Source organism: Microvirga solisilvae (genome assembly GCF_022808595.1).
GTDB lineage: Bacteria > Pseudomonadota > Alphaproteobacteria > Rhizobiales > Beijerinckiaceae > Microvirga > Microvirga solisilvae.
On record NZ_JAKUCN010000009.1, the window covers coordinates 25,664 to 51,024 of the forward strand.

The window sequence follows — 25,361 nt, forward strand, 5'->3', positions numbered from 1 at the left end:
TAACAGTGCCGCATTTTCTCGATGGCGAACCGGGACCACTTCGCCGGAAAATGCTTAGGAGGCCGAGAGAATGACCCTCACCGTCGCGATCCAGATGGATCACATCAACAGCATCAAGATCGCAGGCGATACGGGCTTTGCGTTGCTGCTCGAAGCGCAACGGCGGGGCCATCGGGTTCTCCACTACACCCCCGACCGCCTGTCGCTGCGCGACGGCAAGGTGATCGCGATGGTCGACCCCATTGAGGTCCGCGACGAGGTGGGCAACCATTTCACATTGGGCGAGCCCGAGCGCGTCGATCTCTCGACCGTCGACGTGGTGCTCATGCGCCAGGACCCGCCCTTCGACCTTGCCTACATCACCGCCACGCATTTCCTGGAGCGCATCCACCCGAAGACGCTCGTGGTGAACAACCCGACACATGTGCGCAACGCGCCGGAAAAGATTTTCGTCACGCAGTTTCCCCATCTCATGCCGCCGACGCTGATCTCGCGCGACAAGGCGGAGATCGAGGATTTCCGCCGCGAGCACGGCGATGTGGTGATGAAGCCGCTCTACGGGCATGGCGGTGCCAGCGTGTTCAAGGTCGGACGCGAAGATCCGAATTTCGGCTCGCTCTACGATCTCTTCTCGAACCTCTTCCGCGAGCCCTGGGTGATCCAGCGCTTCCTGCCGAAGATCACGGAAGGCGACAAGCGCATCATCCTGATCGACGGCGAGGCGGCGGGCGCGATCAACCGCGTTCCGGCGGCCAACGACATCCGCTCCAACATGGTGCGCGGCGGTGCTGCAAAGCCCACCGACCTCACGCCGCGCGAGCGCGAGATCTGCGAGACCATCGGCCCCGATCTCAAGCGCATGGGCCTCATCCTGGTCGGCATCGACGTGATCGACGGCAATCTCACCGAGATCAACGTGACCGCGCCGACAGGCATCCGCGCCATCAAGCGCCTCGGCGGGCCGGATCTCGCCGTGACGGTGTGGGATGCGATCGAAAGCAAGGTGAAGCGCTAACGTTTAAGCGTCATCCCGGGGCTGCGGAGCAGAACCCGGGATCGTCGGACGAGAATGCGCTTGATCCTCACGCTGTCATTCCCGCGAAGGCGGGAATCCATATCCGCTGACAATGCAGAGTAAAGCGGATGAGAGCCGTAATGCTCTTCTTCGAACCATCGTGTTTATGGATCCCCGCCTTCGCGGGGATGACACCTAGAGATTCTCAGCTCTATTCTGACGACGATCCCGGATCTTCGCTGCGCTTCGTCCGGGACGACACTTACGAATGAGTGTTAAGCCGCCAATTCCGCAATCACCGCATTCAACACTGGGAAGCCCTTCTTCGTCACGGCGAGGCGTGAACTGTCAACACGAATGAGCCCTTCCTCTTGCATGATGCGCAAGCCGCGCTGATTGAGCGGCTTTCCGGTGAAGGCTTCGTAGCGGCGCGGATCGATGCCCTCTTTCAGGCGAAGGCCCATCAGCAGAAATTCGTCGCCCTCGGCCTCGGAGGTGAGCACTTCCTCCTCGATCACGCCATGGCCTTCACGCTCCACATGCTCGAGCCATGTCTCGGGATGTTTCTCGGTCGATGTCGCGAGCCGCGCATTGCCTGTCACCAAGCGTCCATGCGCGCCGGGGCCGATGCCCGCATACTCGCCGTAGCGCCAATAGAGCAGGTTGTGCCGCGATTCCGCGCCGGGCTTGGCGTGGTTCGAAATCTCGTAAGCGGGCAGCCCATGCTTCTCGCAGGTTTCCTGCGTGATGTCGTAGAGCGCGCGGCCCGTCTCCTCATCCGGCACGGTGAGCTTGCCCGCATCGAACAGACGCTGGAACCAGGTGCCGGGCTCGATGGTGAGCTGGTAGAGCGAGAGATGCTCGACCGCGTAGCCGATGGCCTGTTCGAGTTCCGCCGCCCAGACCTCGGGCGTGTGTCCCGGGCGGGCATAGATCAGATCGTAAGAGTAACGCTCGAAGATCGAGGCTGCGATCTTCACGGCCGCAAGCGCCTCCTCCACCGAATGCATGCGGCCCAGACGCTTCAGGTCGGCATCGTTCAGCGCCTGCACGCCGAGCGAAACGCGGTTGATGCCGGCCGAGCGGTAGTCACGAAAGCGCTCGGCCTCCACGCTCGTCGGGTTAGCTTCGAGCGTAACTTCCGCGTGCGGATCAATGCTCCATGCGCCGCCGATGGCATCGAGGATCGCACCCACCGTTTCCGGCTTCATGAGCGAGGGCGTGCCGCCGCCGAAGAAGATGCTGGTGACCGTGCGTCCCGGAATGCGCGCAGCCGTGTGCGCGATCTCGCGTCTGAACGCGGCCAGGAACCGCTCCTGATCCACCGGCTGGTGGCGGACATGGCTGTTGAAGTCGCAATAGGGGCACTTGGAAGCGCAGAAGGGCCAATGGACGTAAACGCCAAAGCCCACATCGCGCGTCGGATGATCGATCATGGGCGGTATATGGCAGGTCTTGCGCGTGGCGTCACGGGTGGCGTTGTCGCGATATGGCTCTTAGGCGTCATCCCGGGGCCGCACAGCGGAACCCGGGATCGCATGACAAGAATGGCGCCTGATCCTGCTGGCGATCCCGGATCTGCGCTACGCTCCGTCCGGGATGACGACAATTGAGGAGGAGAAAACTTTTCTGAACCTCTCCCTGCATGGGTTGTTCACCCCTCATGAGGTCTGCGCCCTAGCCTCTCCCGAGGCGGGGACTTAAGATCGCTGACAGCAGAGTTCAAAGGACCCATCATGCGGCATTGGCGCGGCCCGTTCGACCGGCAGGGCTACCACCACGGCAATCTGAAGGAGGCGCTGATCGAAGCGGCGCAGCGCTTCATTGCCGAGCGTGGCCTTGGCGGCTTCACTCTAGCCGATGCCGCCAAGCTCGTGGGCGTGACGCCCGCCGCCCTGTACCGCCATTTCCGCGGCCGGGAGGCCTTGGTGGCGGAGGTAGCCTTCCGGGGCTTCGACGAGCTTGCGAAGCGCCTCGGCAAGGCCCTCCAGAGCGACGGCACGCCCTTGGAGCGCTTCACCCGCATGGGTGAGGCCTATCTCGCCTTCGCGGAGCAGGAGCCCGGCTTCTACGCCGCCATGTTCTCGGCCAAGCCTCATGAGGCTGAGAATGAGGGCTGCGCCCCCTGGGGCAAGGGCGCTCCGGACAAGACTTCCACAAGTTCCCCGCGCTCCAATAGCGCCTTCGACTATCTGGTCGAGGCCCTCTCGAAGACCTTCCCCGAAGGCTTCCAGGGGGTCGATACCCGCTTCATCGCCATCGAGGTCTGGGCCCTCTCCCACGGCATCGCCACCCTCGATGCCGCCGGCCAGCTGCCGAAGGGTTCCGGCCTGCCGGACAAGTACGAGCTGCTCCGCGCCGGCGTCCTGGCCCTCGTTCATGGCGCCCTGAAGGGCAAGGCGGCTTCTGCTTCCCGCTGACCGCGCCCAGCTTCCCTGCCCGGCCTGCCGTCTAGCCCCAGCTTTAGCGATCTCAAAAAATCGAGCGCCCTTCCCTTGAAAGCGCCCAAATCCATTCGCATGTTAATGTTGTTAGCATTAACATAGTGAGATCCAACGATGTCCGACTCTGCTTCAACCGCCTGGAACCAGGGCCCTCATACGGGACCTTGGAACGCCGGCGCTCACCGTCGCTGCGGGCGCTCTCCCCGTCGCGGTTTGGAGATCGCCGTCATCATTCTGGGCTTCATCTTTGCCTGGCCGCTCGCGCTGGCCTACCTGGTGTGGAAAATGTGTGGATATCCGAAATACGACGAGGCCAAGGCCTTCTTCCGTGACACCGTCGGCCGTGCATCCGAGGACATCTTCGGAGCGCGCCGCTCCACCGGCGGCTTCGGCTATGCCGGCACGGGCAACGCGGCTTTCGACGATTATCGCCGCAGCGAACTCGAGCGCCTCGAGGAAGAGCGCCGCAAGCTCGACGAAGAGGCCCGCGAGTTCCGCAACTTCGTGGAAGAGCTGAAGCGCGCCAAGGACCGCGAGGAGTTCGACGCCTTCATGGCCAAGCGCCGCGGCAACGGCCCGACCAACGTCTGACGCTCAAAAATAAATGAAGCGCCCTTCGGGGCGCTTCTGCTTTTCAGCTCTCGCATCATTTCAAGGATGACGAGGAAAGAACTCAAGCCTTCTTCAAGCATCCCGCTGCGAGCTTCACGAAGGCGCGTGCGCGATGCGACAAACCTTCCGGCTGCGGCTTCGACCAGTCGATGCCGTGCTTTTCCTCCGATGACAGTTCGCCGAAGGTCTGCGCAAAACCGTCCGGCTGGAACATGGGATCGTAGCCGAAGCCCTTCTCGCCGCGCGGCGGCCAGACCGCCTCACCGAACACGCGCCCCTCGAACAATTCCTCATGCCCATCGGGCCATGCGATGACGAGGGCGGAGACGAAATGCGCGCGCTTGTCGGTCGCTTCGCGCTTTTGCATCTCGCGATGCACGCGCTCCATGGCGGCATAGAAATCTTTCTTCGGCCCAGCCCAATCAGCGGTGAACAATCCCGGCGCGCCATCGAGCGCATGCACGCACAAACCGGAATCGTCGGAGAGCGCGGGAAGGCCCGTGGCCTTCGCTGCGGCATGTGCCTTGATCGCGGCGTTCTCGGCAAACATGTGTCCCGTCTCGTCGGGCACCGGCAGACCGAGTTCGCCCGCCGAGACCGCTTCGATGCCGAAGGGAGCGAGCAGCTCCTGCATCTCGCGCAGCTTGCCCGCGTTGTGCGTGGCGATGACGACCTTGCCGGTGAGAGGACGGTGCTGCATCAGGCGACAGCCTTCTTTTGCAGATCCACGAGCTGCGCGACGCCTGCTTTGGCGAGACGAAGCATGCTCAGGAATTCCTCTTCCGAGAAGGGCTTTCCTTCCGCCGTGCCCTGCACCTCGACAATGCCGCCCGAACCCGTGATGACGAAGTTCGCATCCGTCTCGGCAGCGGAATCCTCGGCGTAATCGAGATCGAGCACCGGCGTGCCCTGATAGATGCCGCAGGAAATGGCGGCGACAGGCTCGCGCAGCGGGTTGATGGAAATGATCGAGCGGCTCTGCATCCAGGTGAAGCATTCATGCAGGGCAACCCATGCGCCGGTGATGGAGGCCGTGCGGGTGCCGCCATCGGCCTGGATCACGTCGCAATCGAGCACGATCTGGCGCTCGCCGATGGCCGGCAGGTTCACGACCGCGCGAAGCGAGCGGCCGATGAGGCGCTGGATCTCCTGCGTGCGGCCGGACGGCTTGCCGGAATTCACCTCGCGCTTGGTGCGCTCATGCGTGGCGCGGGGCAGCATGGAATATTCCGCCGTCACCCAGCCCTTGCCGGTGCCGCGCAGCCACGGCGGACCTTTTTCCTCGAGCGAGGCCGTGCAGAGCACCCGGGTATTGCCGAAGGAAACGAGGCAGGAGCCCTCCGCATAGCGCGCGACGCTCCGCTCCAGGGTGACGGGACGCAACTGGTCGGGGGCGCGGTTCGAAGGACGCATGTTCGTTTCTCCACAAGGCTGTTTGAAAGCCTCTTTGGGGCCATGAAGCCCTTTAAGCAAGTGAAAGCCTTGCCTAAAGCGGCATTCATCCGCACATAATGATGACTTGCAGGGTGGAATTGTGAAAGCGTAGAACCCATCGCATGCACGCCAACGGCCCCTTCTCGAACCTGTCGGACGCCCGCGCCATCGCGGAGCTGAACGACCGTTCCCGCGAGATCTTCCGCCAGATCGTCGAGAGCTATCTCATGACCGGCGAGCCCGTCGGCTCGCGCCATCTCTCGCGCCTCTTGCCGATGGCGCTCTCGCCCGCCTCGATCCGTAACGTGATGGCGGATCTGGAGGCGGCGGGCCTGATCTTCGCGCCCCATACCAGCGCCGGGCGCCTGCCCACGGAAATCGGCCTGCGCTTCTTCGTGGACGCCATGATGGAGATCGGCGACGTGACCGCCGACGAGCGGGCGCGGATCGAGGCGCAGATGCGCGCTGCTGCCTCCGGCCACACCCTGGAAACGGCCCTCGCCGAGGCCTCCACGCTTCTGTCGGGCGTCTCGCGCGGCGCGGGCGTAGTGCTGACGTCGAAATCCAACGCCAGCCTCAAGCATATCGAATTCGTCCGTCTCGACCCCACACGCGCCCTCGTCGTGCTCGTATCCGAGGACGGCTCCGTCGAGAACCGCCTTCTCGACTTGCCCGCAGGCCTTCCGGCAGGCGCGCTCGTTGAGGCCGGCAATTTTCTCAACTCGCGCATCCAAGGCAAGACGCTCGGCGACCTCAAGCAGGAAATCGAAGCCCGTCGCGGCGAGATGGAACGCGAGCTCGACACGCTGACCGCCAAGCTCGTGGAAGCGGGGCTTGCCACCACCGTGGGGCCTGTCGAATCCCGCCAGCTCATCGTGCGCGGCCAAGCCAATCTGCTGGGCGACCTGAAGGCGACGGAAGATCTTGAACGTATCCGCCTGCTCTTCTCCGATCTCGAAACACAGACGGATGTGATCGACCTGCTCAGCCGCGCCGAGGGCGGCGAAGGCGTGCGCATCTTCATCGGCTCGGAGAACAAGCTGTTCTCGCTCTCCGGCTCGTCGATGATCGCTGCTCCCTTCAGAGACGGCAGCCAGAAAATCGTCGGCGTTCTCGGCGTGATCGGCCCCACGCGGCTCAACTATGCGCGCATCGTGCCGATGGTCGATTATACCGCCAAGGTGATCTCGCGCATTCTGGAGCGGGGCCGTTAGCGCACTCGGCCAATCGCTCACGAACATGTTGCCTGAGCCAAGGAAACTAACCTTACTGCAGGCGTTAAACCTCCGGTCCCGAAAAGGGGACAATGCTCCCATGCTCAGAGGAGGTTTCATTGAAGAGCTTCACCATTCTCGCCGGTGCCGGCCTTGTCGTGCTCGGCTCCTTCGGTCTGGCACATGCCCAGCCCAGCGGCACACCAGTCTCGCCCTTCCCCGATGCAGCGCCGCATGAAATCCGCTACATCAACGGCGTGCCTTGCCGCACCGTGCTCGATCACGGCACCAATCAGCGCATTCCGGTTCAATGCGCCGGCCCGACCGGCTTCGTCGGCATGGCTCCAGGCATGATCCCTGCTGGTGAACCCATGGCGACCGGCAGTGTTGTCCCGGCTCCTGTTCCGGGAGGAGCCGTGTCCGGCACGCCGGGATCGATCTTCCCGAATGCCGCACCGCACGAAATCCGTTACATCAACGGCGTGCCCTGCCGCACCGTGCTCATGCCCGGCACGGATGCGCGCGTTCCGGTGGAATGCGCCCGCTGATCCTCGCCTAGCATCAAAGGCAAGCGCAGGCTTCGGGCCTGCGCTTGCCTTGCCTTCAGGTCAGTTTCCATTCCCATAAGACACACTGAATCCCGAATTTAAGGGCAGAGCGGCCCTTAGTCTGATCACCCGCAAAAACCTGCTACGACAGCCCCCTGGGCCCTCTCGCGCCGCGCTTGGATCAAGGCAGCTCTCAAGGGCGCGGCGACGGCCTCCCTTGGCATTAGGAGCCCGCCCTGCTATTGCGGCCTGAACATCCTTATATTTGCAGTATTATGACCGCTCGCACCTTCGACAACATCCGCAACTTCTCCATCGTGGCCCATATCGACCACGGGAAGTCGACCTTGGCCGACCGCCTGATCCAGACCACGGGGGCTCTGTCCGCCCGTGAGATGACGGAGCAGGTGCTCGACAACATGGATATCGAGCGCGAGCGCGGCATCACCATCAAGGCGCAGACCGTGCGCCTGGAATACAAGGCTCAGGACGGCAAGACCTATATCCTGAACCTGATGGACACCCCCGGCCACGTGGACTTCGCCTACGAGGTCTCGCGTTCTCTGGCCGCCTGCGAGGGTTCGCTCCTGGTGGTCGACGCCTCCCAGGGCGTCGAGGCGCAGACGCTCGCCAACGTCTACCAGGCCATCGACGCCAACCACGAGATTGTGCCCGTTCTCAACAAGATCGACCTGCCCGCCGCCGATCCGGACCGGATCAAGGAGCAGATCGAGGAAGTGATCGGCATCGATGCCTCCGAGGCCGTACCGGTTTCGGCCAAGAGCGGCATCAACATCGAGGGCGTGCTGGAAGCCATCGTCACCAAGCTGCCGCCGCCGAAGGGCGACCCGGATGCGCCGCTGAAGGCTCTCCTCGTCGATTCTTGGTATGACGCTTATCTCGGCGTGGTCGTGCTGGTGCGCATCATCGACGGCACCATGAAGAAGGGCCAGACCATCAAGATGATGGGCACGAACGCATCCTACTCGCTCGACCGCGTCGGCGTGTTCAATCCGAAGATGACGGAGCTGGCGCAGCTCGGCCCCGGCGAAGTGGGCTTCTTCACCGCCTCGATCAAGGAAGTGGCCGATACCCGCGTCGGCGACACCATCACCGATGACCGCAAGCCGACGGCGCAAGCGCTCCCGGGCTTCAAGCCCGTGCAGCCGGTGGTGTTCTGCGGTCTCTTCCCCGTGGACGCCGCCGAGTTTGAGAACCTGCGCGCCGCCATGGGCAAGCTGCGCCTGAACGACGCCAGCTTCTCCTACGAGATGGAAACGTCTGCTGCGCTCGGCTTCGGCTTCCGCTGCGGCTTCCTCGGTCTGCTGCATCTCGAAATCATTCAGGAGCGTCTGGAGCGCGAGTTCAATCTCGATCTCATCTCCACCGCGCCTTCCGTGGTCTATCACCTGAAACTCCGCGACGGTTCCACCATCGAGCTGCACAACCCGGCCGACATGCCGGATGTGATGAAGATCGAGACCATCGAGGAGCCGTGGATCCGCGCTACGATCCTCACGCCCGACGATTACCTCGGCTCCGTGCTCAAGCTCTGCCAGGAACGGCGCGGTATTCAGGTCGACCTGAACTATGTCGGCAAGCGCGCCATGGTGGTCTACGACCTGCCGCTCAACGAGGTGGTGTTCGATTTCTACGACCGCCTGAAGTCGATCTCGAAGGGCTATGCCTCCTTCGACTATCACATCTCCGATTATCGCGAGGGCGATCTCGTGAAGATGTCGGTGCTGGTCAATGCGGAACCTGTCGACGCGCTCTCCATGCTGGTCCACCGCGACCGCGCCGAGGGCCGTGGCCGCGCCATGTGCGAGAAGCTGAAAGAGCTGATCCCGCCGCATATGTTCCAGATTCCGGTTCAGGCCGCCATCGGCGGCAAGATCATCGCCCGCGAAACCATCCGCGCGCTGCGCAAGGACGTAACCGCCAAGTGCTACGGCGGCGACGCCTCGCGTAAGCGCAAGCTGCTCGACAAGCAGAAGGAAGGCAAGAAGCGCATGCGCCAGTTCGGCAAGGTCGACATCCCGCAAGAAGCCTTCATCGCCGCGCTGAAGATGGATACATAAAAGAAACGCGAAAAATCCGCTCTCGGAAAGCCTGGCTGGCAACGGCCAGGCTTTTTCGTTTCGCCCTGCAGGATCGGAACCCTGTCTCCTTACCGGAGTTCAACCCAGGCACAGGGTCTTTAAGCAACCCCATGACATTTTTCACGGCACGGCGTTTCCTGAAGGCCGGGCTTGGAATTGGCTTGGGCGCAATCGCTGAGAGTCCTGTTGCACGTTACGCAAGCCAACTGCCTCTTCGGGAGAGCCCATGCCTCATTCCATGCGCTCCGTGCTGCCGACCTTGCTCGCGCTTCTTCTCGGCTATGCCCTGATCCAGGTCGGTAACACGCTGCAAGGCACTCTTCTCAGCGTTCGTGGCAGTATCGAGCAGTTCACGCCCGCGCAGATCGGAGCAGTGGGTTCGGCCTTCTGGGCAGGCATCGTGGTGGGATCGCTATGGGCCGGACGCATCATTATGCAGGTCGGCCACACCCGCACCTTCGCTGCCCTGGCGGCCGTCGCCGCGAGCGTTGCGCTTCTCCACCTTCTCGCCATCAGCCCGCTTGTCTGGATTGCCGCGCGCGCCGTCACCGGCTTCTGCTTCGCCGGCCTCTTCATCGTGGTGGAGAGCTGGCTCAATGCTTCGGTCACGCCGAAGACACGCGGGCAGATTCTCAGCATTTATGGCATGACCGGTCTCATCGCCGGGATCGGTGGGCAGATGCTTCTGCCCACGGGGGATCCGCAAGGCTATCGATTGTTCTGCTTCGTCACCATTCTCATCTGCCTCTCCCTCGTCCCCACGGCTCTGTCACGCGCTTCCGCACCCGCAAATGCGGTGAGCAGCACGCGCATCAATTTGATGCAGCTCTATCGGCAATCGCCGTTCGGCGTCGTTGCCGCCATTCTCTGCGGCATCACCACGAGTTCCTTTTTCGCGCTCGGCCCCATCTGGGCGCAGGAACGGGGATTGAACACGCTGGAGATCGCGATCTTCATGGCCTGCGGCACATTGGGAGGCTTCGCCACCACATGGCCTCTCGGCTGGCTGTCCGACCGCATGGATCGGCGACACGTGATCATCGGAACGGCAGCGATGGCGGCAGCGATTCTGCTGATACTCATCAACTTCGTGCCGCTCACGGGGCCAACCTGGGTGATCTTCATCTATGTCGCCATCTTCGGCGGCAGCGTGATCCCCACCTACAGCATCGTCACCGCGCATGTGAACGACATGGTAAGGCCTGGAGAGTTCGTAGCCGCAGCCGGCGGTCTCCTGATCCTGAACGGCGCGGGCTCGGTGATCGGCCCGACGGTCTCAGGCTTCGCGATGACGGAATTCGGACGTCTGGGGCTTCTCTATGTGGTCATTGTCGCTCAGGCACTGATGGCGATCTGGGGCGCATACCGAAGCCTCCAGCGCGCAGCGCCGCCGACCGCGGAAAAGGAAAACTTCGTGGTCGAGCCGACCGTCCCTGTCGGCACGCAGCTCGAAGCGTCTTAAGCCGTCGCTGCGCGTCGTCCGGCGGCATCGACGACCAGTTCGCCATCCTCCTTGCGGAACTCGCCCAGTTGCGGCGGCAGGATGTCGAGCACCATCTCCGAGGGGCGGCACAGGCGCACGCCCATGGGCGAAACAACGATAGGCCGATTGATGAGGATGGGATGGGCCATCATCGCATCGAGCAGCTGCTCGTCGCTCAAGGAAGTGTCGTCAAGACCGAGTTCGTGAAAGGGCGTGCCTTTCTCGCGCAGGACGTCGCGGATGCTTACTCCCATACGCTCGATCAGCTGGCGCAGCAGCAGCCGCGTGGGCGGCGCTTTCAGATACTCGATGACATGCGGCTCGATTCCGGCATTGCGGATCAGGCCCAGCGTGTTCCGAGACGTGCCGCATTGCGGGTTGTGATAGATGATCACGTCCATGATCTCTCTCCTCATCATGCCATCGGAATCCTGATCCGGCATTCCACGCCTGACGGAGCATAGTTCATGTCGACCGAGCCACCGAGTTCATGCGCGATGCTGCGATCAATGAGCCGCGTCCCAAAACCCTGGCGTTCGGGTTTGCCGACGGATGGTCCGCCCTGCTCCTGCCACTGGATGACGAGATCCGTATTGTCTGCTTGACGCCATGCAATCAGAATCCGCCCCTGAGAGGTGGAGAGCGCTCCGTATTTCACGGCGTTGGTTGCCAGCTCATGGAACGCAAGTCCGAGGCTCAGCGCCTGCTGCGGTTTGAGCTTCACAGGCTCGCCTTGAGTTGTGATCCGCTTCTGGTCGACGCCGCCATGCGGACGCAGCTCCGCCTCCAGCACATCGCTCAGGAATGTGCTTTCCCAATAGCTCTGCGTGAGCAGGTCATGCGTGGCCGAGAGCGCCATCAGACGCGCCATGAAATTGTCTTGGAACGCCTCCGGGCTGCGGCTGCTGCGCATAGTCTGGAACGCAAGTGATTGAACCGTCGCCAGGGTGTTCTTGACCCTGTGATTGAGCTCGTTGATCAGAAGAGTCTGGCGCTCCTCGGCCTTCTTGCGGGCTGTGATATCGAGGCAGGCCCCGATCATGTAGAGAGGCTTTCGCTCGGCATCGTAGACAGGCCGGCTGCGGTCATAGATCCACCGCTCCTCACCGTCCGGCAACAAGGCTCTGAATTCGTATTCGATCGTGCTGCCGCTCTTGATCGAGTCTTCGATCACGCGCTGCGCACGCTCGCGGTCGTCGGGGTGGATGAACGCGACAAATTCTCCCACATTGCGGGGCATGTTCCGAAAGCCCTGGCCAAACACATTGACCATCGCCGGATCCCATTCGACGATATCCTTCTGAATATCCCATCGCCATGTACCGGTGCCGGAGGCATCCAGGGCCGCCAGGAGCTTCTCCTGCGCCTCCTTGAGGTTGTCGAGCGCGCGCCGCATGGAGGTTGCGGCGAGAACCATCAAAAGGGCTCCAACCGTGAAGAAAAGAATCCCGGTCGCATCCGCAGCCGAGATCGGCGAAAAACCAAGGCTCCCGCTGAGAAAGAAGTACCAGGCGGCCACGATGCTCAGGCCGACGGCAAGAAGGCCGGGCCAGAAGCCGCCGATGACGGCCGCGAGCAGAACGGCCGGGAACATGGTGATGAACGGAACCGAGTGACCGATGGCGGGCGTCAGAGCAATCCTCGTGGCCGTTGCGACCGCAACGCAGCCGACCGCCATCCCCATCGCAAGGGCGGAATTAGCTGGGACGAGCTTTGTGTAACGGGTGAGCACGAAGGCGGCTTCGGGGCAGGAGGAATTGAAATCGTTCTATAGAACAAGGGCGCGGCTCAAGGAAATGAACCCTTAGGTGCAGAAATCTTGTTCAGTGCCCTTCAATTCGATCAGAATGCCACGCGGTCCCAGCATCCGCCGCCGTGACGGAGCTCCAGACCGGCAAGAAGGCCGCGCACCAGATCCTCGTATTCCTCTTTCGCGGCCACATTCGTGAAGGAGAGTTCCAGAACCCCATAGTCCGACAGGGGCACGATGAAGGTCTCAATCGTCATGGGTCCGGAGGGCAGGTTGGCATCGATCCAGGTTGCCGACCACCGCGTCGCCTGCGACGTCAGGGAGGCCAAAGACACCGATTGCGCGGGACGTCCCAAAAGATTCTCATAATCCTGCTGCAGCAGGGCGGCATCGCGGCTGGCGAGATCCGCCTGGGGCATTCCCCGCAATTCGCGTGACGAACGCAGATTCACTGTCAGCTCAGTCTCGGAGGATGCTGACTTCAGCCGCGTCTCCATCCCTGCCATCGCGGCCCGCCATTCCTGCGGCAGGGTGAGGAAGAAGCATTGATCGGAGGAAGTGCGGCCGGTGACGTGCGTCTGTCCCGATCGAGAATCGAAGCGTGCATGCACACCCTCGTCGAAGCCTGCGGCCGTGCGGGCAAGGACATTCGTGGCATGGCTCGGCACAGAGGCGCAGAGCATGGCCGCGAGACCCGCGACGCCGGACAAAGCTGCAAGAATTTTCATAGCCCCAACGATCCTCAGGCCTAGTCTCTCGTAAGAGAAACGCTCCAGAGCCGTGGCGGTTGCGTGGCAGGCGTGGCCTTGAGTTGCCGCCGTTCAACCCTACCTCGCACAGGAGCGGAACGATTGAGGAGAAAACTCATGCGGGCTTTGATGCGAGCCTCGGTCATTGCAACCTTTCTTCTGGGGGCAGGACAAGCCTCAGCAGCGACCTGCCGGGATCCTGCCGGCTTCGACAAATGGCTCGGGGACATTGAGCAGGAAGCGATCGCGCAAGGCATCTCGCCCGCGGCGGTCAAGCAGGCCCTGTCGGGAGTGACATTCGATCAGAGCATCATCAGGAAAGATCGTGGCCAGGGTGTGTTCAAGCAAAGCTTCGAGCAATTCGCCGGGCGCATGGTCTCCCCGTCCCGCCTGAAAGGCGGAGCCAACATGCTGAAGAAGCATGCGGGCACGCTCGCACGCATCGAGCAGCGCTACGGCGTGCCGGCTCCCGTGCTCGTCGCGATCTGGGGATTGGAGACCGATTTCGGTGCGGTGAAGGGCAACCTCCCCGTCATCCGCTCTGTTGCGACGCTCGCCTACGATTGCCGCCGCACGGAGTTTTTCCAGGCCCATCTCTTCGATGCCCTGCGCATCGTCGACAGGGGTGATCTCACACCCGCCGAAATGCGCGGCGCCTGGGCGGGAGAAATGGGGCAGACGCAGTTCATGCCCTCGAACTACGTGAAATACGCCGTGGATTTCGACGGCGATGGACGCGCCGATTTGCTTCACAGCTCTGCCGACGTTCTGGCTTCGACGGCCAATTATCTCAAAGGTCACGGCTGGGTGAAAGGCGGCGGATGGGAGCCGGGCTCGCAGAATTTTGAGGCGATCCGCGCCTGGAACAAGTCGCAGGTCTATTCGCGGACCATCGCCTATTACGCCACCAAGCTTGCAGGCGGCGACACATCCGCCTTCCCCACTCAGTAAACGTCCTCATGAAAAGCAAGGGCGGGCATGAAGCCCGCCCTTTTTCTTTATCGCCTTCGATCAGCCCCGTGCGCGGGCGCGGATCATGAAGGTGTCGTAGGCGTATTCGGCCACTTGGAACCAGAGATATTCCTCGCCGCGGAACGCCTTGTAGCTGTCGTAGATCTTCTTGAAGTCGGGGTTCTTGGCCGAGATCTCATCGTAGATCTCGTTGGCGGCCTTGTAGGCGGCGTCCATGATCTCCTGCGAGAACGGGCGCAGCTGCGCGCCGTCGCCGAGAAGCTCGCGAAGCCCTGCCGGATTGCGCGCGTCGTACTTGGCCTGCGTGTCCGCGTTCACATATCCCGCCGCAGCCTGCATGGCCGCCTGATAGGATTTCGGCAGCTCATTCCATTTCTGCAGGTTGATGAACATGTGGATCGCCGGTCCGCCCTCCCAGAAGCCCGGATAGTAGTAGTACGGCGCGACCTTGTTCAGACCGAGCTTCTCGTCGTCATAGGGCGCTACCCATTCGGCGGCGTCGATGGTGCCGCGCTCGAGCGACGGATAGAGATCGCCGCCGGCAATCTGCTGCGGCACGACGCCGAGCTTGCCCATGATCTGGCCCGCAAGACCTGCGATGCGCATCTTCAGGCCCTTCAGATCGTCGACGGTCTTGATCTCTTTGCGGAACCAGCCGCCCATCTGCGCGCCCGTGTTGCCGGCCACCAGCGCATAGAGATTATGCTTGGCATAGAACTCGTTGAGCAGCGCATTACCGCCGCCATGATAGAGCCAGGCATTCGTCTGGCGCGAGTTGAGGCCGAACGGCAAATTGGTGCCGATGGCGAAGGTGGGATCCTTGCCGACATAATAATAAGAACAGGTGTGTCCCATCTCGACCGTGCCGCCCGCGATCGCATCGACAGCCTGCGGCGCACCGACGATCTCGCCCGGCGCGAAGGCCTGAATCTGGAACTTGCCGTCGGTGGCTTCCGCCACGAGCTTCGCGAAAGTCTCGCCGCCGCCGAAAAGCGTATCCAGCGACTTCGGGAAGGCCGAGGTCATGCGCCAGCGGATCTCGGGATTGGTCTGTGCAATGGCCGGTTTCGCGATCGCTCCAGCGGTTGCTCCGAGCGTGGCGGCCTTGAGAAATGCACGGCGTTTCATGACGTCTCTTTCCGAAAAAGAAGGTTTCAATGCGCCGGAGAGACAGAAAGTTTCAACCGCACGCCCTGAAACGTAAAAAGGAGACGTCTCTCATAAGGATATCGACATGCGGAGGCAGGTCCCTGTGAGCAGGGACCGCATGCGCTCAGTGCATGGTTAAAGCGAAAGGGGAGCCCCTCCCCTGCGGCTTAGAAGATGAGCTGTCCCGCGCTCCAGGCCAAGAGAACGAGGATGATGAAGCCGAGGAGGAACAGGCCGAAGAGAATCTTGGCGATCGTCTTGGCGCCGGAAGCAACGCCTGTGAATCCCAGCGCGCCCGCGACCAGGGAAACCACCAGAAAGATCAGAGCCCATTTCAGCATCGTGCAAGCCTTGTCGAGAATTGTTCAGCTTGACCTATAAGCGTGAGAGCTTGGCCTTGGTTCCGCTCCACCGGATTGCCAATCGCCCCCACGAGCTCACATGACGACGGTCACTTTATCGGCGGCGCGTGTCAGGGCCGTATAGAGCCAGCGGCTGCGATGCTCGCGGAAGGCATAGGATTCATCGAAGAGCACGAGATCGTCCCATTGCGAGCCCTGGGCTTTGTGCACGGTCAGCGCATAGCCGTAAGTGAACTCGTCGGACTCGCGGCGCAGCGCGAAGGGCACCTCCTCTTCCGTACCGAGGAAGAAGGCCTTGTGAACCGCCACCTCCACCGACCGGCGGCGCGCATCGTCATCGGGGATCACGTCCATGCGTACGAAATCGTTGCGAATGCCGCGCAGCGCGTGGATGCTCCAGGTGCCGCCGTTGAGCAGCCCCTTGGTCTTGTCGTTGCGCAGGCACACGAGCTTCTCTCCAGCCGCCGGCATCGGATCGCGATAGCCGTTCAATTCGCGCAGGCGCGTGTTGTAGAGGCGGCGCGTCTTGTTCAATCCCACGAGCACCTGATCGGCTGCCATGACGGTGGCCGCATCGATCTCGCGGCGGCGGATGATGCGGCTCTCGCCATAGGTGCCGACATCCAGCCTGCCGCCCTCGCGCACCAGCATGGAGAGATGGATGATGGGGTTGTCCTGCGCCTGCCGATGAACCTCGGTGAGCATCACATCGGGCTCGGCCTCGGTGAAGAAGCCGCCTCCCTTGACCGGCGGCAACTGGGCCGGGTCACCCAGCACGAGGACCGGCTTGCCGAAAGAGAGAAGATCCCGCCCCAGCTCCTCGTCCACCATGGAGCATTCGTCGATGACGATGAGGTCTGATTTCGCCGCCTGGCTCTGCCGGTTGATGACGAATTGCGGCCCGTTCTCGTCCCCCTCCCGCGAGCGGTAGATCATGGAGTGGATGGTCGACGCATCGACGCAGCCTTTCGTGCGCAGCACGAGCGCCGCCTTGCCCGTATAGGCCCCGAACGTGACCTCGCCGTCGACACCTTCGGCGATGTGCTTGGCGAGTGTCGTCTTACCGGTGCCTGCATATCCGAACAGGCGGAAGACCGGACGATCGCCACGCCGAAGCCAATCGGCGACGGCCTTCAAAGCGGCATCCTGCTGCGGCGACCAGGTCATGATGTTTTCGCCTCGCGGTTCAGGCTGTAGATGAGGCCCGCGACGATGCAGCCGCTGCCGAGAAACACATAAGGATCGAGCGCCTCACCATAAAGCTGCCAGCCGACGAAGGCGATCAGCGGGATGCGCAGGAAGTCGAGCGGCACGACCATGGTGGCATCCCCCCGGCGATAGGCATTGGTCAGGCAGTAATGCGAGAGCAGGCCGCCGAGGCAGATGCCGACGAGCGGCAAAAGATGCGCCGGCTCGATCGCGGACCAGAAGACCCGGCTCACGCCGGCGAGATTCATGGGCAGCTGAAGAAGGTTCATGAAAAACAGGATCGAGAAGGTGCTCTCGGTTTGTGTCAGGCGCTTCGTCATGATGGCGACGAGAGCGAAGGCAAACGCCACTCCCAGCACCAGAAGGCTTGCGGGCTGCAGCGTTTCCGCGCCAGGGCGCAAAATGATCAGAACGCCTGCAAATCCTAGCAAAACAGCGACGAGACGCCCTCTCGTCAGGCGCTCCTTGAGCAGCGGGATCGCCAGTAATGCGACCCATGCAGGCGACGTGAATTCGAGCGCGAAAACGGTTGCGAGCGGCAGCAACGTGAGGCTGAACGCCCAGCCATCGGTGCCTGCGAAATGCAGGACGTTGCGCGCGAGGTGAAGTGGGAAGCGGCGCGGCTTGAGGCCCGGCCTCAGCTCGGGCTTGAGCCCCGCGAGGACGAGCAGGATCACGATGCCCGCCGCGTTGCGGATGGCCAGCATCTCGAACACGGAGAATGTGTGCGCAAGCGCACGCACCGCGATGGCGGTGGCCGAGAAGGAGAGGAGCGCGCCACCCATCCAGGCGACGACGGCGAGGAGATTGCGATGAGGCAAGACGGACCATGAGGAGCTGATGAACGATCCTCGATACCGCGCCTCACGCACGAGGTGAAGGGTCGAGCGAGAGGCAGGTTGCCGCGTCCCCGTCGAGATGCCTCTAAGCATCGATCCAGACTCCACTCTTCTCCCTACGTCACGAGTCGCGCGAGGTGATTCTTGAGTCATCGGGGGCATGAAGGTGCGTTTCGATCACCTTCGAGGCGGATTTTTCGTGCGGATCACGAAAAAATTTTCGAGCGCCGGAAATCGCTCTCATAGCACCTCCAAAACTTGTCTCATCTCACTCACGCCAAAGAGGTTTTCGAGATGCGTTCAGCAGCGTCATCAGCAAATGCTCGCCGTCGTCGAAAGAGCCGTAAGTCATTGAAATTGAATATGTTTCAAGTAGCACATAAAACTACTCTGAAGCATTCGAAGTGATACTTGAAGAGTCCGAAGAAGAGTCATTCCGAGTCGTTTCCAGCGCCTTCTTGGAAGCTCTGAAAGTGCAAGTTCAGGGACCTATCCAACCAAAAGTATCCACAGAAAAAGTGCGCGTTCTACTTTCTACACTTTCCGTTAATCGGAACCCGCTTGGTATAACGACGTTGCCTTGCAAGCGTGACGGTTGCACGCGAAGGCCCTTGAAGGAGGCGGCTATGCCGACAGACAACAAGAACCCGCTGACAGCACTGTTCACGGGTGACACGGGTGCATCCCGCACCAAGAAGAAGACCGGAGCGAAGAAGAGCTCCAAGACCAGCGCGAAGAAGGCCAGCACTTCCTCGGCTCGCAAGAGCACGAAGAAGGCCGGCACGAAGACCGCTGCCAAGAAGACCACGGCCAAGAAGGCTGTGAAGTCTGCTGCTAAGAAGACCACTGCCAAGAAGGCCGTGAAGTCGACCGCGCGCAAGACCGCTGCCAAGAAGGCTGTGAAGTCGACCGCACGCAAGACCGCCGCCAAGAAGGCTGTGAAGTCTGCTGCTAAGAAGACCACCGCCAAGAAGGCCGTGAAGTCGACCGCGCGCAAGACGACGGCTCGCAAGCCTGCTGCCCGCAAGACCGCGGCCCGCAGCTCCAGCCGTACCGCCGTGAAGTCTTCGGCCCGCAAGACGGCTGCCCGTAAGACCACGACGAAGCGCGCTGCCGCCGCTTCGAGCCGCACCTCGGCTACGAAGAAGTCCGGCAAGGTCGCGAAGCGTTCGACGGCTCGCAAGAGCCCCTCGAAGGCTCGCAAGCGCTAAAGCCTAGCATGCCCCATGCGCCGGTCCGGACCTGTCCTGATCGGCGCATGGGCATAAAAAATCGCCCGGTGAAAACCGGGCGATTTTCTTTTTGGAATGGCCTGATGCCGTTTATCGGCCGGAGCTCATGGGATCGCTTTCGCCCCAATACGGAGTGGCGTTGTAGTAGCGGTGAACATGCTCTTCCCATTCCCGGTCGTAGGAGGCGTCATGGCCCTCGGCCGTGCGGCGGGGGGCTCCGCGCAGCTGATCCTCCGACAGGTTGAGCTCGTAGGCATCGAGCTCGGTATTGTACTTCAGGACGCTCCAGGGGAGCGTGTAGTATTCCTCGCCAAGACCCATGAAGCCGCCGAAGCTCATCACGGCATAGGCAACCTTGCCGGAGCGCTTCTCGATCATCACGCGTTCGATCGTACCGATTTTCTCGCCGTCAGAACGGCGGACCGGGGTGCCTTCCACCTTGTCGCTGGCGATCAGGTTGTGGGTCTCGCGAACGTCGCTGCTCTGTACATTCGTCTCCATTCTCTCACTCCCTTCGATCCTTGAGATGTAAGGCAACGCTGGGGTCTGGAAGCCGTTCCGGCCGAGCACCGTATGCGCGACCTAAGCAGCTTAAGGCTTTCAAGGGTCCTGCGGCATCAAGCGCAGCCATAGGAACCGGCCTATCACGGTCACGTTGAACCCTCGTTTTCGCCTTTCAAGGACAACGAAGGAGAGTGCCATGCCCGTTCGCCAGAAGCCGGTCGAGGAGCAAGTGGTCGTCATCACGGGGGCTTCGAGCGGCATCGGCCTCGCGACAGCGCACATGTTCGCCTCGCGTGGAGCCAAAGGTCTCGTGCTCGTCGCCCGCAACGAAGAGGCCCTGCGTAAGATCGCCGGCGAACTCAGCCGAGGCGGCACCCGCGCCATCGCCGTGCCTGCTGATGTGAGCAAGCATGAGGATATCGAACGGATCGCCCGCACCGCCATCGACACCTTCGGCGGCTTCGATACCTGGGTGAACGATGCGGCGGTGGCTCTCTACGGCTCCCTCGACAAGATCCCGATGGAGGATCAGCGCCAGCTCTTCGAGGTCAATTACTGGGGCGTGGTCGATGCCTCGCTCGTGGCCGCCGAGCACCTGCGCCAACGCGGCGGCACCATCATCAATGTGGGCAGCGTCCTATCCGAGCGCGCCATGATCCTGCAGACGCAGTACTCGGCCTCGAAGCACGCGGTGAAGGCCTTCACGGACGGCCTGCGCATGGAGCTCGAAGAACAGGGTGCACCGGTCGCCGTCACCCTCATCAAGCCCTCGTCCATCGACACGCCCTATGTCGAGCATGCCCGCAACTACCTCGACAAGGAGACAGCCGTTCCGCCTCCGGCCTATGATCCGCACCTCGTGGCGAAGGCCATCGTCTTCGCGGCCGAGCATCATCGTCGCGAGCTCACCATCGGTTTCGGCGGATGGGTGATCGGCGCCATGGGCAAGGTCGCGCCGCGCATGCTGGACAAGGCGATGGAATGGACGGGCTACGGCTCGCAGACCACCAACCAGCCCGAGCGGCGCGAGATGCGCGACAATCTCTACCGCGCCCGGGAAGATGGCGACGTGTACTCGTCGCTGCCGGGAGAACCGCGCAAGACGAGCCTGCTGCTCGAAGCACAGCTCCATCCCTTCGCAACGGCCGCTGTTCTCGCCGGGATCGGCGCCGTGGTGGCAAGCATGCTGTTCGGCTCCTTCGCTGCAGGCGGACGCCGGACGAGCCACGCGAAGCGCCCGACGCCGCGCTACCAGCCCACTATGCGCCGAACCGGCAATGGGCACGACAAGCGCACCATGGGCCCTGGCCATGTCAGCCAGCGCAATGCGGGCGAAGGCCGGCCGCAGCCGCGCCACTGAATGCCATCGATGAGGCAGGATCATGGATCCTGCCTCATCCTTCAGCGACACCATGACAGCCGGGGAGCCATTCCGCACTAGGCCTGCGCAGGTTAGCCTCTCCGCATGAATCCGATTCGCTCGCTTGCTCTCATCGCTGCGCTCGCCATCGGCGGCCCGGCCCTCGCCCAGGACAGAGGCTCGGTCGATCCGAAGCCGCTGCCGCCTCTCGCCAACCCGAACGACCCGAAGCTCGCTGCCAAGGAATTGTTCGGCCGCAAGACTGCGCCGGCCTCTCTTCAGGCGCGCTCCATCGGCAGCTATGCGCGCGGCTGCGTGGCCGGCGCGACGGCGATCCCGGTGGATGGAGAGACGTGGCAGGTGATGCGCCTGTCGCGCAACCGCAACTGGGGACATCCGCATCTCATCGCTCTGCTGCAGCGCCTCTCAGCGCGGATGCCCAGCATCAATGGATGGCCAGGACTTCTCATCGGCGACATCGCCCAGCCGCGCGGCGGCCCCATGATCACAGGCCATGCCTCACACCAGATCGGGCTCGATGCGGATGTGTGGCTCACTCCCATGCCGAACCGCCGTCTGTCTCGTCTGGAGCGGGAGGAAATGTCCGCCACCAACATGGTGCGTAGCGACTGGCTCGATATCGATCCCGCGATCTGGACACCGCAGCACACGGCGCTCATCCGCGCCGCCGCGTCCGAGCGCGGCGTGGCGCGCATCTTCGTGAATCCGGCGATCAAGAAAGCACTCTGCCGCGAGGCGGGATCGGATCGGGGATGGTTGTCGAAGGTGCGGCCGACCTGGGGCCACAACTATCATTTCCATATCCGCATGGCCTGCCCTGCGGGCGATGCAAGCTGCTCGGATCAGGATCCGCCGCCCGGCGGCGACGGGTGCGGCGCGGAACTCGCGAACTGGTTCACGCCGGAGATGCTGCATCCCAAACCCGGCAAGCCGCGTCCGCCTTTGACGCTGGCGCAATTGCCGGAGGAATGCCGGAGCGTTCTCGTTTCACCATGAAAGAACGCAGGCGGAGCATTCCGCCTGCGTGTCGCATTCACTCAGCAGCGATGCCGGTACCGATCTGGCATGACACGCCCGTGCCGCCGAGGCCGCAATAGCCGTTCGGATTCTTCGCCAGATATTGCTGGTGGTAATCCTCAGCGAAATAGAACGGGCCTGCGTCCAGGATCTCGGTGGTGACGGCATCAAAGCCGCGCTCCGCCAGCGCTTTCGCATAAGCGGCTTTCGAGGCCTCCGCCGCCTGACGCTGAGCATCATTGAACACGTAGATGCCGGAGCGATATTGCGTGCCGACATCATTGCCCTGACGCATGCCCTGCGTGGGGTCGTGGTTCTCCCAAAAGGTCTTGAGCAGCGCCTCGTAGGACGTCTTCTTCGGATCGAAGACAACGAGCACGACCTCGTTGTGCCCGGTCATGCCTGAGCATACCTCTTCATAAGTGGGGTTGGGCGTAAGGCCGGCCGCATAACCTACGGCGGTCACCCAGATGCCGTCGCCCATCTGCCAGAACTTGCGCTCGGCACCCCAGAAGCAGCCGAGCCCGAACACCGCCTTTTCCATGCCGTCCGGATAAGGCGGCTGGAGCGGACGGCCATTGATGAAATGACGCTCGGCGGTGGGAAGCGGAGCCGTGCGTCCGGGCAATGCCTGGTCGGGGGTGGGGATCGTGACGGGTTTGCGGAAGCTGAACATGGAGGCCTCTCTTGTGACCTGCCTTATGTAGTTATCCAGCCCCGCTCGCGGGAGGGCAGCCGCCCTCACCTTGCCGTGAAAGCCGTATCAACGCCCGGCGAGATAGCCGACGGGCTCGAGCGGCTTCTGTCCGATCCAGATCAGCAGCGCACCGACCAGGAATGCGGTCAGCGACGCCGGAAGCTGGAGAAGATTGCTGACGATGGGATCCCACAGCCAAGGATAGGTGCGCGCAGCCACCTGCCCCTCGAACCCTGTCGGGCCGCCCGGGAACAGGGTGCCAGCGGCGCCCGAGATCGAGGCGAACGAAACCGTGTGATTGACGATGGAACGGGTTCCGTCGATCACCAGACCAACGAAGCCGATTGCGACGAGCAGAAGCCCCAAACTACGCGCCAGGAATTTCAAGGAAGGATACCTCTCCAAACAGAGGGGGAAATCTAGTGCGCTTCCTACATGACGCAAAGTCATCCTGTCTAAACTTTCTTGAGTTCGGTCTTGCCTTTTGCACCGTTTTGGCGCTACAGGAGCGCTCCGCGTTGGTGCGGGGAATCTCATCTAGTTCGCAACCACATGCGAACAAGGTTTCATAACCTGAAAAAGATTCCATGCTGGAGGGGTGGCCGAGTGGTTGAAGGCGCACGCCTGGAAAGTGTGTATACGGGAAACCGTATCGCGGGTTCGAATCCCGCTCCCTCCGCCATTAATCTCTAAAATTCCGTTTGTTTCTAGGGGCTTTTTGGATCTTCACGAGACCTCACCCCTCATAATACCCCACATTTTCGACTGCACTGTACCGGATCAATCTGGACCCTGCAGGCCGATTCCATGGCATAGCTGAATGCCCGACAGCCTCCTACTTGGCCGCCACAAGATAACCTTTTAGCATCCAGGCTAAATATCAGGGGCGCTCATGAGACAAATTGTTCAAAGGATTTGCTGGAATACAAACGGCTGGCAGCATCCAAGCGGGGACGGTCGATACGAAAGCGAAGGATCGTACCCCCACGAGAATGGATTTGGATTTGAGGAATGGAACTTCCGCACCGAGGATGCCTTCGAAGATTACGTGTACGGTTACATGTACAATCCACCAGCGATCCAAAAGCTGCAAGCCCAGAACATCTTCGACATATACTTCTGGACTATGGAGCCCCAGACGAAGCAGAGGCTCGTCGTCGGAATGTACAAACGGGCAAGCCGCGCAGGTGAGGATGAATACAAGAAGCTGACGGCCTATTTTGAGAAGAAGGGGATTTTCAAGCGCCGGGCGCGGGAATTGGAAGCCAACCTCCCCGACGGCCATGGCACCGGTGCAAATATTCAGACCCTTAAGAAGACAAACCTTCTGAGCATTAAGTGCCGGAGGGAGAACGTGGTGCGTTTCAGTGAGCCATTCCCGCTTGAAGACTTAGTCACGAAGAGCGTTGGGCATCGCTTCACCAATTATTCTGACATCACCAAGCTCAAACGGAAGACCGCTCCCACGCCAACGAGATCGAGCCAAAAGTCACTCAATGAGGACGAATATTACCGTGAGACGCTCGCAAGGCGCAGGAAGGTGATCCCCCAACACAATAGGCTGTCCAACAGCTTTTGTACTTGGCTGAGAAAGAACGGAATTGCTTCTGTTCAAGAGAAGGACTGGATCGACGTAGGGTTCAAGCTAGGGCAGAGAACGTGCCTAGCTGAAATCAAGATTTGCCAGGAATATGGGACACGGAAGGCCATCCGTGAAGCGATGGGGCAGGTGTTGGAGTACAATTATTACCCAGGCCGCTCGCCCGCAGATCTCTGGTTGATCGTGCTGGATCAAACTCCGACTCCCAGTGACAAACAGTACATCCGCCAAGTGAGAGAAGCCCTGAACCTGCCTATCACTGTTGCTTGGGTTGATGGATCAAGCTTTACATTTGAAAGAAAGCTACAAAGGCTGTGATCAGATACTCCATCCGTCACCTACCTCAGTCAAACTGATTTATGAGGTTTGCCCCCTATGATGAGCAAGGGAGCCTCCTTTAGGAAGACGCCATTTCGGGCCTATGAATCTACCACCATTTTCTCGTCAGAGGCGCCTATGAGCCTGTTCCGCCTCCACATCCTATATGAGGAGCCAATCCTAAGATTAAGCTACCTCACTTGGGGCGAACCCCGTGGCTGACCGCATCGACAAACAGCGTCGAAGTCGAAACATGAGCTTGATCCGGTCTAAGGATACCAAGCCCGAGATCATGGTTCGGAAGTTGCTGCATAGAAAGGGGGCCCGCTTTCGCCTAAGCAACCATAGCTTGCCTGGGTCGCCGGATATTGTGCTACCTGGGCGACAACTGGCGATTTTTGTTCATGGATGCTTCTGGCATCGGCATGAAGGTTGCCGTCGCACCACGACCCCTGCAAGTAACAAGGAGTTCTGGCTTCAGAAATTCTCGGACAACCTTAGGCGGGATGCGGAGGCTATCGCAAAACTACAGGGAATGGGCTGGAACGTAGTGGTGATCTGGGAGTGCGAAACAATGAAACCTAGAGTACTAGAAAGCACTGTGGATGAGCTTCTAGATCGTTATCCCCTGACCCAGGCAGCAGGTAATATCCCGGCAGGGAGATAACAGCTTAAATTTCCCTTGGCGCTGCTTAGCTTCAAGGTCATAATCACTTGAAATAAAATGCTT

At 61.4% G+C, this 25,361-nt stretch carries 26 protein-coding genes and 1 tRNA gene; 14 read left to right on the forward strand and 13 right to left on the reverse strand.

Translation table 11 applies throughout. The features are described 5' to 3' along the window. The first annotated feature begins 70 nt into the window (after positions 1–70). Positions 71–1,015 (forward strand): glutathione synthase, encoded by a 945-nt coding sequence (gene gshB, locus MJ639_RS16190; RefSeq protein ID WP_243374987.1) that lies wholly within the window; start codon positions 71–73, stop codon positions 1,013–1,015. A gap of 275 nt (positions 1,016–1,290) precedes the next feature. On the opposite strand, the gene hemW is transcribed toward gshB, so the two are convergent. Next, a complete protein-coding gene (hemW, locus tag MJ639_RS16195) occupies positions 1,291–2,451 on the reverse strand; it encodes a radical SAM family heme chaperone HemW (protein WP_243374989.1) in 1,161 nt (386 codons plus the stop codon). Positions 2,452–2,751: 300 nt separating this feature from the next. Here hemW and MJ639_RS16200 point away from each other — a divergent pair, with 300 nt between their 5' ends. After that, entirely contained in the window at positions 2,752–3,435 is a 684-nt protein-coding gene (locus MJ639_RS16200) for a TetR/AcrR family transcriptional regulator (protein WP_243374991.1), read from the forward strand. Positions 3,436–3,573: 138 nt separating this feature from the next. Beyond that, entirely contained in the window at positions 3,574–4,050 is a 477-nt protein-coding gene (locus MJ639_RS16205) for a DUF2852 domain-containing protein (protein ID WP_243374993.1), read from the forward strand. 82 nt (positions 4,051–4,132) lie between these two features. On the opposite strand, the gene rdgB is transcribed toward MJ639_RS16205, so the two are convergent. Then, the gene (gene rdgB, locus MJ639_RS16210) at positions 4,133–4,774 is read right to left on the reverse strand and encodes an RdgB/HAM1 family non-canonical purine NTP pyrophosphatase (protein WP_243375143.1); all 642 of its coding nucleotides are present in this window, start codon (positions 4,772–4,774) and stop codon (positions 4,133–4,135) included. Then, positions 4,771–5,484 carry a ribonuclease PH gene (gene rph, locus MJ639_RS16215; protein WP_243374995.1) on the reverse strand — a complete coding sequence of 238 codons (714 nt, stop codon included), beginning with the start codon at positions 5,482–5,484 and terminating at the stop codon, positions 4,771–4,773. Before rph ends, rdgB begins: the two co-directional genes overlap by 4 nt. Positions 5,485–5,627: 143 nt before the next feature. Here rph and hrcA point away from each other — a divergent pair, with 143 nt between their 5' ends. The 4 genes from hrcA to MJ639_RS16235 all read left to right on the forward strand — a co-directional run bounded on the left by hrcA (position 5,628) and on the right by MJ639_RS16235 (position 10,831). Continuing rightward, on the forward strand, positions 5,628–6,719 hold the full coding sequence (gene hrcA / locus MJ639_RS16220; protein WP_243374997.1) for a heat-inducible transcriptional repressor HrcA: 1,092 nt from the start codon (positions 5,628–5,630) through the stop codon (positions 6,717–6,719). Positions 6,720–6,838: 119 nt separating this feature from the next. Beyond that, positions 6,839–7,267: a hypothetical protein gene (locus tag MJ639_RS16225; protein WP_243374999.1), complete on the forward strand. Its 429-nt coding sequence runs from the start codon at positions 6,839–6,841 to the stop codon at positions 7,265–7,267. Between the two features lie 275 nt (positions 7,268–7,542). Continuing rightward, entirely contained in the window at positions 7,543–9,348 is a 1,806-nt protein-coding gene (gene lepA, locus MJ639_RS16230; protein WP_243375001.1) for a translation elongation factor 4, read from the forward strand. Positions 9,349–9,595: 247 nt separating this feature from the next. Next, positions 9,596–10,831, forward strand: a complete 1,236-nt coding sequence (locus MJ639_RS16235) for an MFS transporter (protein WP_243375003.1) — start codon at positions 9,596–9,598, stop codon at positions 10,829–10,831. Here MJ639_RS16235 and arsC read toward each other — a convergent pair. From arsC to MJ639_RS16250, 3 genes are all read right to left on the reverse strand, one after another. Then, complete coding sequence (gene arsC, locus MJ639_RS16240) at positions 10,828–11,253, reverse strand: arsenate reductase (glutaredoxin) (protein WP_243375005.1); 426 nt, start codon at positions 11,251–11,253, stop codon at positions 10,828–10,830. The genes MJ639_RS16235 and arsC overlap by 4 nt on opposite strands. Positions 11,254–11,267: 14 nt before the next feature. Beyond that, on the reverse strand, positions 11,268–12,584 hold the full coding sequence (locus tag MJ639_RS16245) for an HWE histidine kinase domain-containing protein (RefSeq protein ID WP_243375007.1): 1,317 nt from the start codon (positions 12,582–12,584) through the stop codon (positions 11,268–11,270). 110 nt (positions 12,585–12,694) lie between these two features. After that, on the reverse strand, positions 12,695–13,330 hold the full coding sequence (locus tag MJ639_RS16250) for a hypothetical protein (RefSeq protein ID WP_243375009.1): 636 nt from the start codon (positions 13,328–13,330) through the stop codon (positions 12,695–12,697). A 138-nt stretch (positions 13,331–13,468) separates the two neighbouring features. On the opposite strand from MJ639_RS16250, the gene MJ639_RS16255 reads away from it, so the two are divergent. Beyond that, a complete protein-coding gene (locus MJ639_RS16255) occupies positions 13,469–14,302 on the forward strand; it encodes a lytic murein transglycosylase (RefSeq protein ID WP_243375012.1) in 834 nt (277 codons plus the stop codon). A 60-nt stretch (positions 14,303–14,362) separates the two neighbouring features. Here MJ639_RS16255 and MJ639_RS16260 read toward each other — a convergent pair whose 3' ends face one another. The 4 genes from MJ639_RS16260 to MJ639_RS16275 form a co-directional block, all read right to left on the reverse strand. Next, positions 14,363–15,451, reverse strand: coding sequence for a TRAP transporter substrate-binding protein (locus tag MJ639_RS16260; protein WP_243375015.1), 1,089 nt, complete (start codon positions 15,449–15,451; stop codon positions 14,363–14,365). Positions 15,452–15,639: 188 nt separating this feature from the next. Continuing rightward, on the reverse strand, positions 15,640–15,813 hold the full coding sequence (locus MJ639_RS16265; protein ID WP_243375018.1) for a DUF1328 domain-containing protein: 174 nt from the start codon (positions 15,811–15,813) through the stop codon (positions 15,640–15,642). A 96-nt stretch (positions 15,814–15,909) separates the two neighbouring features. Beyond that, positions 15,910–17,001: an ATP-dependent DNA helicase gene (locus MJ639_RS16270; protein ID WP_243375020.1), complete on the reverse strand. Its 1,092-nt coding sequence runs from the start codon at positions 16,999–17,001 to the stop codon at positions 15,910–15,912. Further along, on the reverse strand, positions 16,998–17,864 hold the full coding sequence (locus MJ639_RS16275) for a DMT family transporter (RefSeq protein ID WP_243375022.1): 867 nt from the start codon (positions 17,862–17,864) through the stop codon (positions 16,998–17,000). The genes MJ639_RS16270 and MJ639_RS16275 overlap by 4 nt, the downstream gene beginning before the upstream one ends. 644 nt (positions 17,865–18,508) lie before the next feature. Between MJ639_RS16275 and MJ639_RS16280 the strand changes: the two genes are divergently transcribed. Next, a complete protein-coding gene (locus tag MJ639_RS16280) occupies positions 18,509–19,093 on the forward strand; it encodes a histone H1 protein (RefSeq protein WP_243375025.1) in 585 nt (194 codons plus the stop codon). A gap of 111 nt (positions 19,094–19,204) precedes the next feature. On the opposite strand, the gene MJ639_RS16285 is transcribed toward MJ639_RS16280, so the two are convergent. Next, positions 19,205–19,615, reverse strand: coding sequence for a PRC-barrel domain-containing protein (locus tag MJ639_RS16285; RefSeq protein ID WP_243375027.1), 411 nt, complete (start codon positions 19,613–19,615; stop codon positions 19,205–19,207). Between the two features lie 199 nt (positions 19,616–19,814). Between MJ639_RS16285 and MJ639_RS16290 the strand changes: the two genes are divergently transcribed. Continuing rightward, complete coding sequence (locus MJ639_RS16290) at positions 19,815–20,978, forward strand: SDR family oxidoreductase (protein ID WP_243375031.1); 1,164 nt, start codon at positions 19,815–19,817, stop codon at positions 20,976–20,978. Between the two features lie 105 nt (positions 20,979–21,083). Next, on the forward strand, positions 21,084–21,995 hold the full coding sequence (mepA, locus tag MJ639_RS16295) for a penicillin-insensitive murein endopeptidase (RefSeq protein ID WP_243375034.1): 912 nt from the start codon (positions 21,084–21,086) through the stop codon (positions 21,993–21,995). A gap of 37 nt (positions 21,996–22,032) precedes the next feature. On the opposite strand, the gene msrA is transcribed toward mepA, so the two are convergent. Beyond that, on the reverse strand, positions 22,033–22,692 hold the full coding sequence (gene msrA, locus MJ639_RS16300) for a peptide-methionine (S)-S-oxide reductase MsrA (RefSeq protein WP_243375037.1): 660 nt from the start codon (positions 22,690–22,692) through the stop codon (positions 22,033–22,035). A gap of 87 nt (positions 22,693–22,779) precedes the next feature. Beyond that, positions 22,780–23,100 carry a PetM family of cytochrome b6f complex subunit 7 gene (locus MJ639_RS16305; RefSeq protein WP_243375040.1) on the reverse strand — a complete coding sequence of 107 codons (321 nt, stop codon included), beginning with the start codon at positions 23,098–23,100 and terminating at the stop codon, positions 22,780–22,782. A 205-nt stretch (positions 23,101–23,305) separates the two neighbouring features. Here MJ639_RS16305 and MJ639_RS16310 point away from each other — a divergent pair. From MJ639_RS16310 to MJ639_RS16320, 3 genes are all read left to right on the forward strand, one after another. Then, positions 23,306–23,395 (forward strand) — tRNA-Ser (locus tag MJ639_RS16310). A gap of 210 nt (positions 23,396–23,605) precedes the next feature. After that, complete coding sequence (locus MJ639_RS16315; RefSeq protein WP_243375042.1) at positions 23,606–24,631, forward strand: hypothetical protein; 1,026 nt, start codon at positions 23,606–23,608, stop codon at positions 24,629–24,631. 214 nt (positions 24,632–24,845) lie between these two features. Next, positions 24,846–25,298 carry a very short patch repair endonuclease gene (locus tag MJ639_RS16320; RefSeq protein WP_341482677.1) on the forward strand — a complete coding sequence of 151 codons (453 nt, stop codon included), beginning with the start codon at positions 24,846–24,848 and terminating at the stop codon, positions 25,296–25,298. Positions 25,299–25,361: the final 63 nt, after the last annotated feature.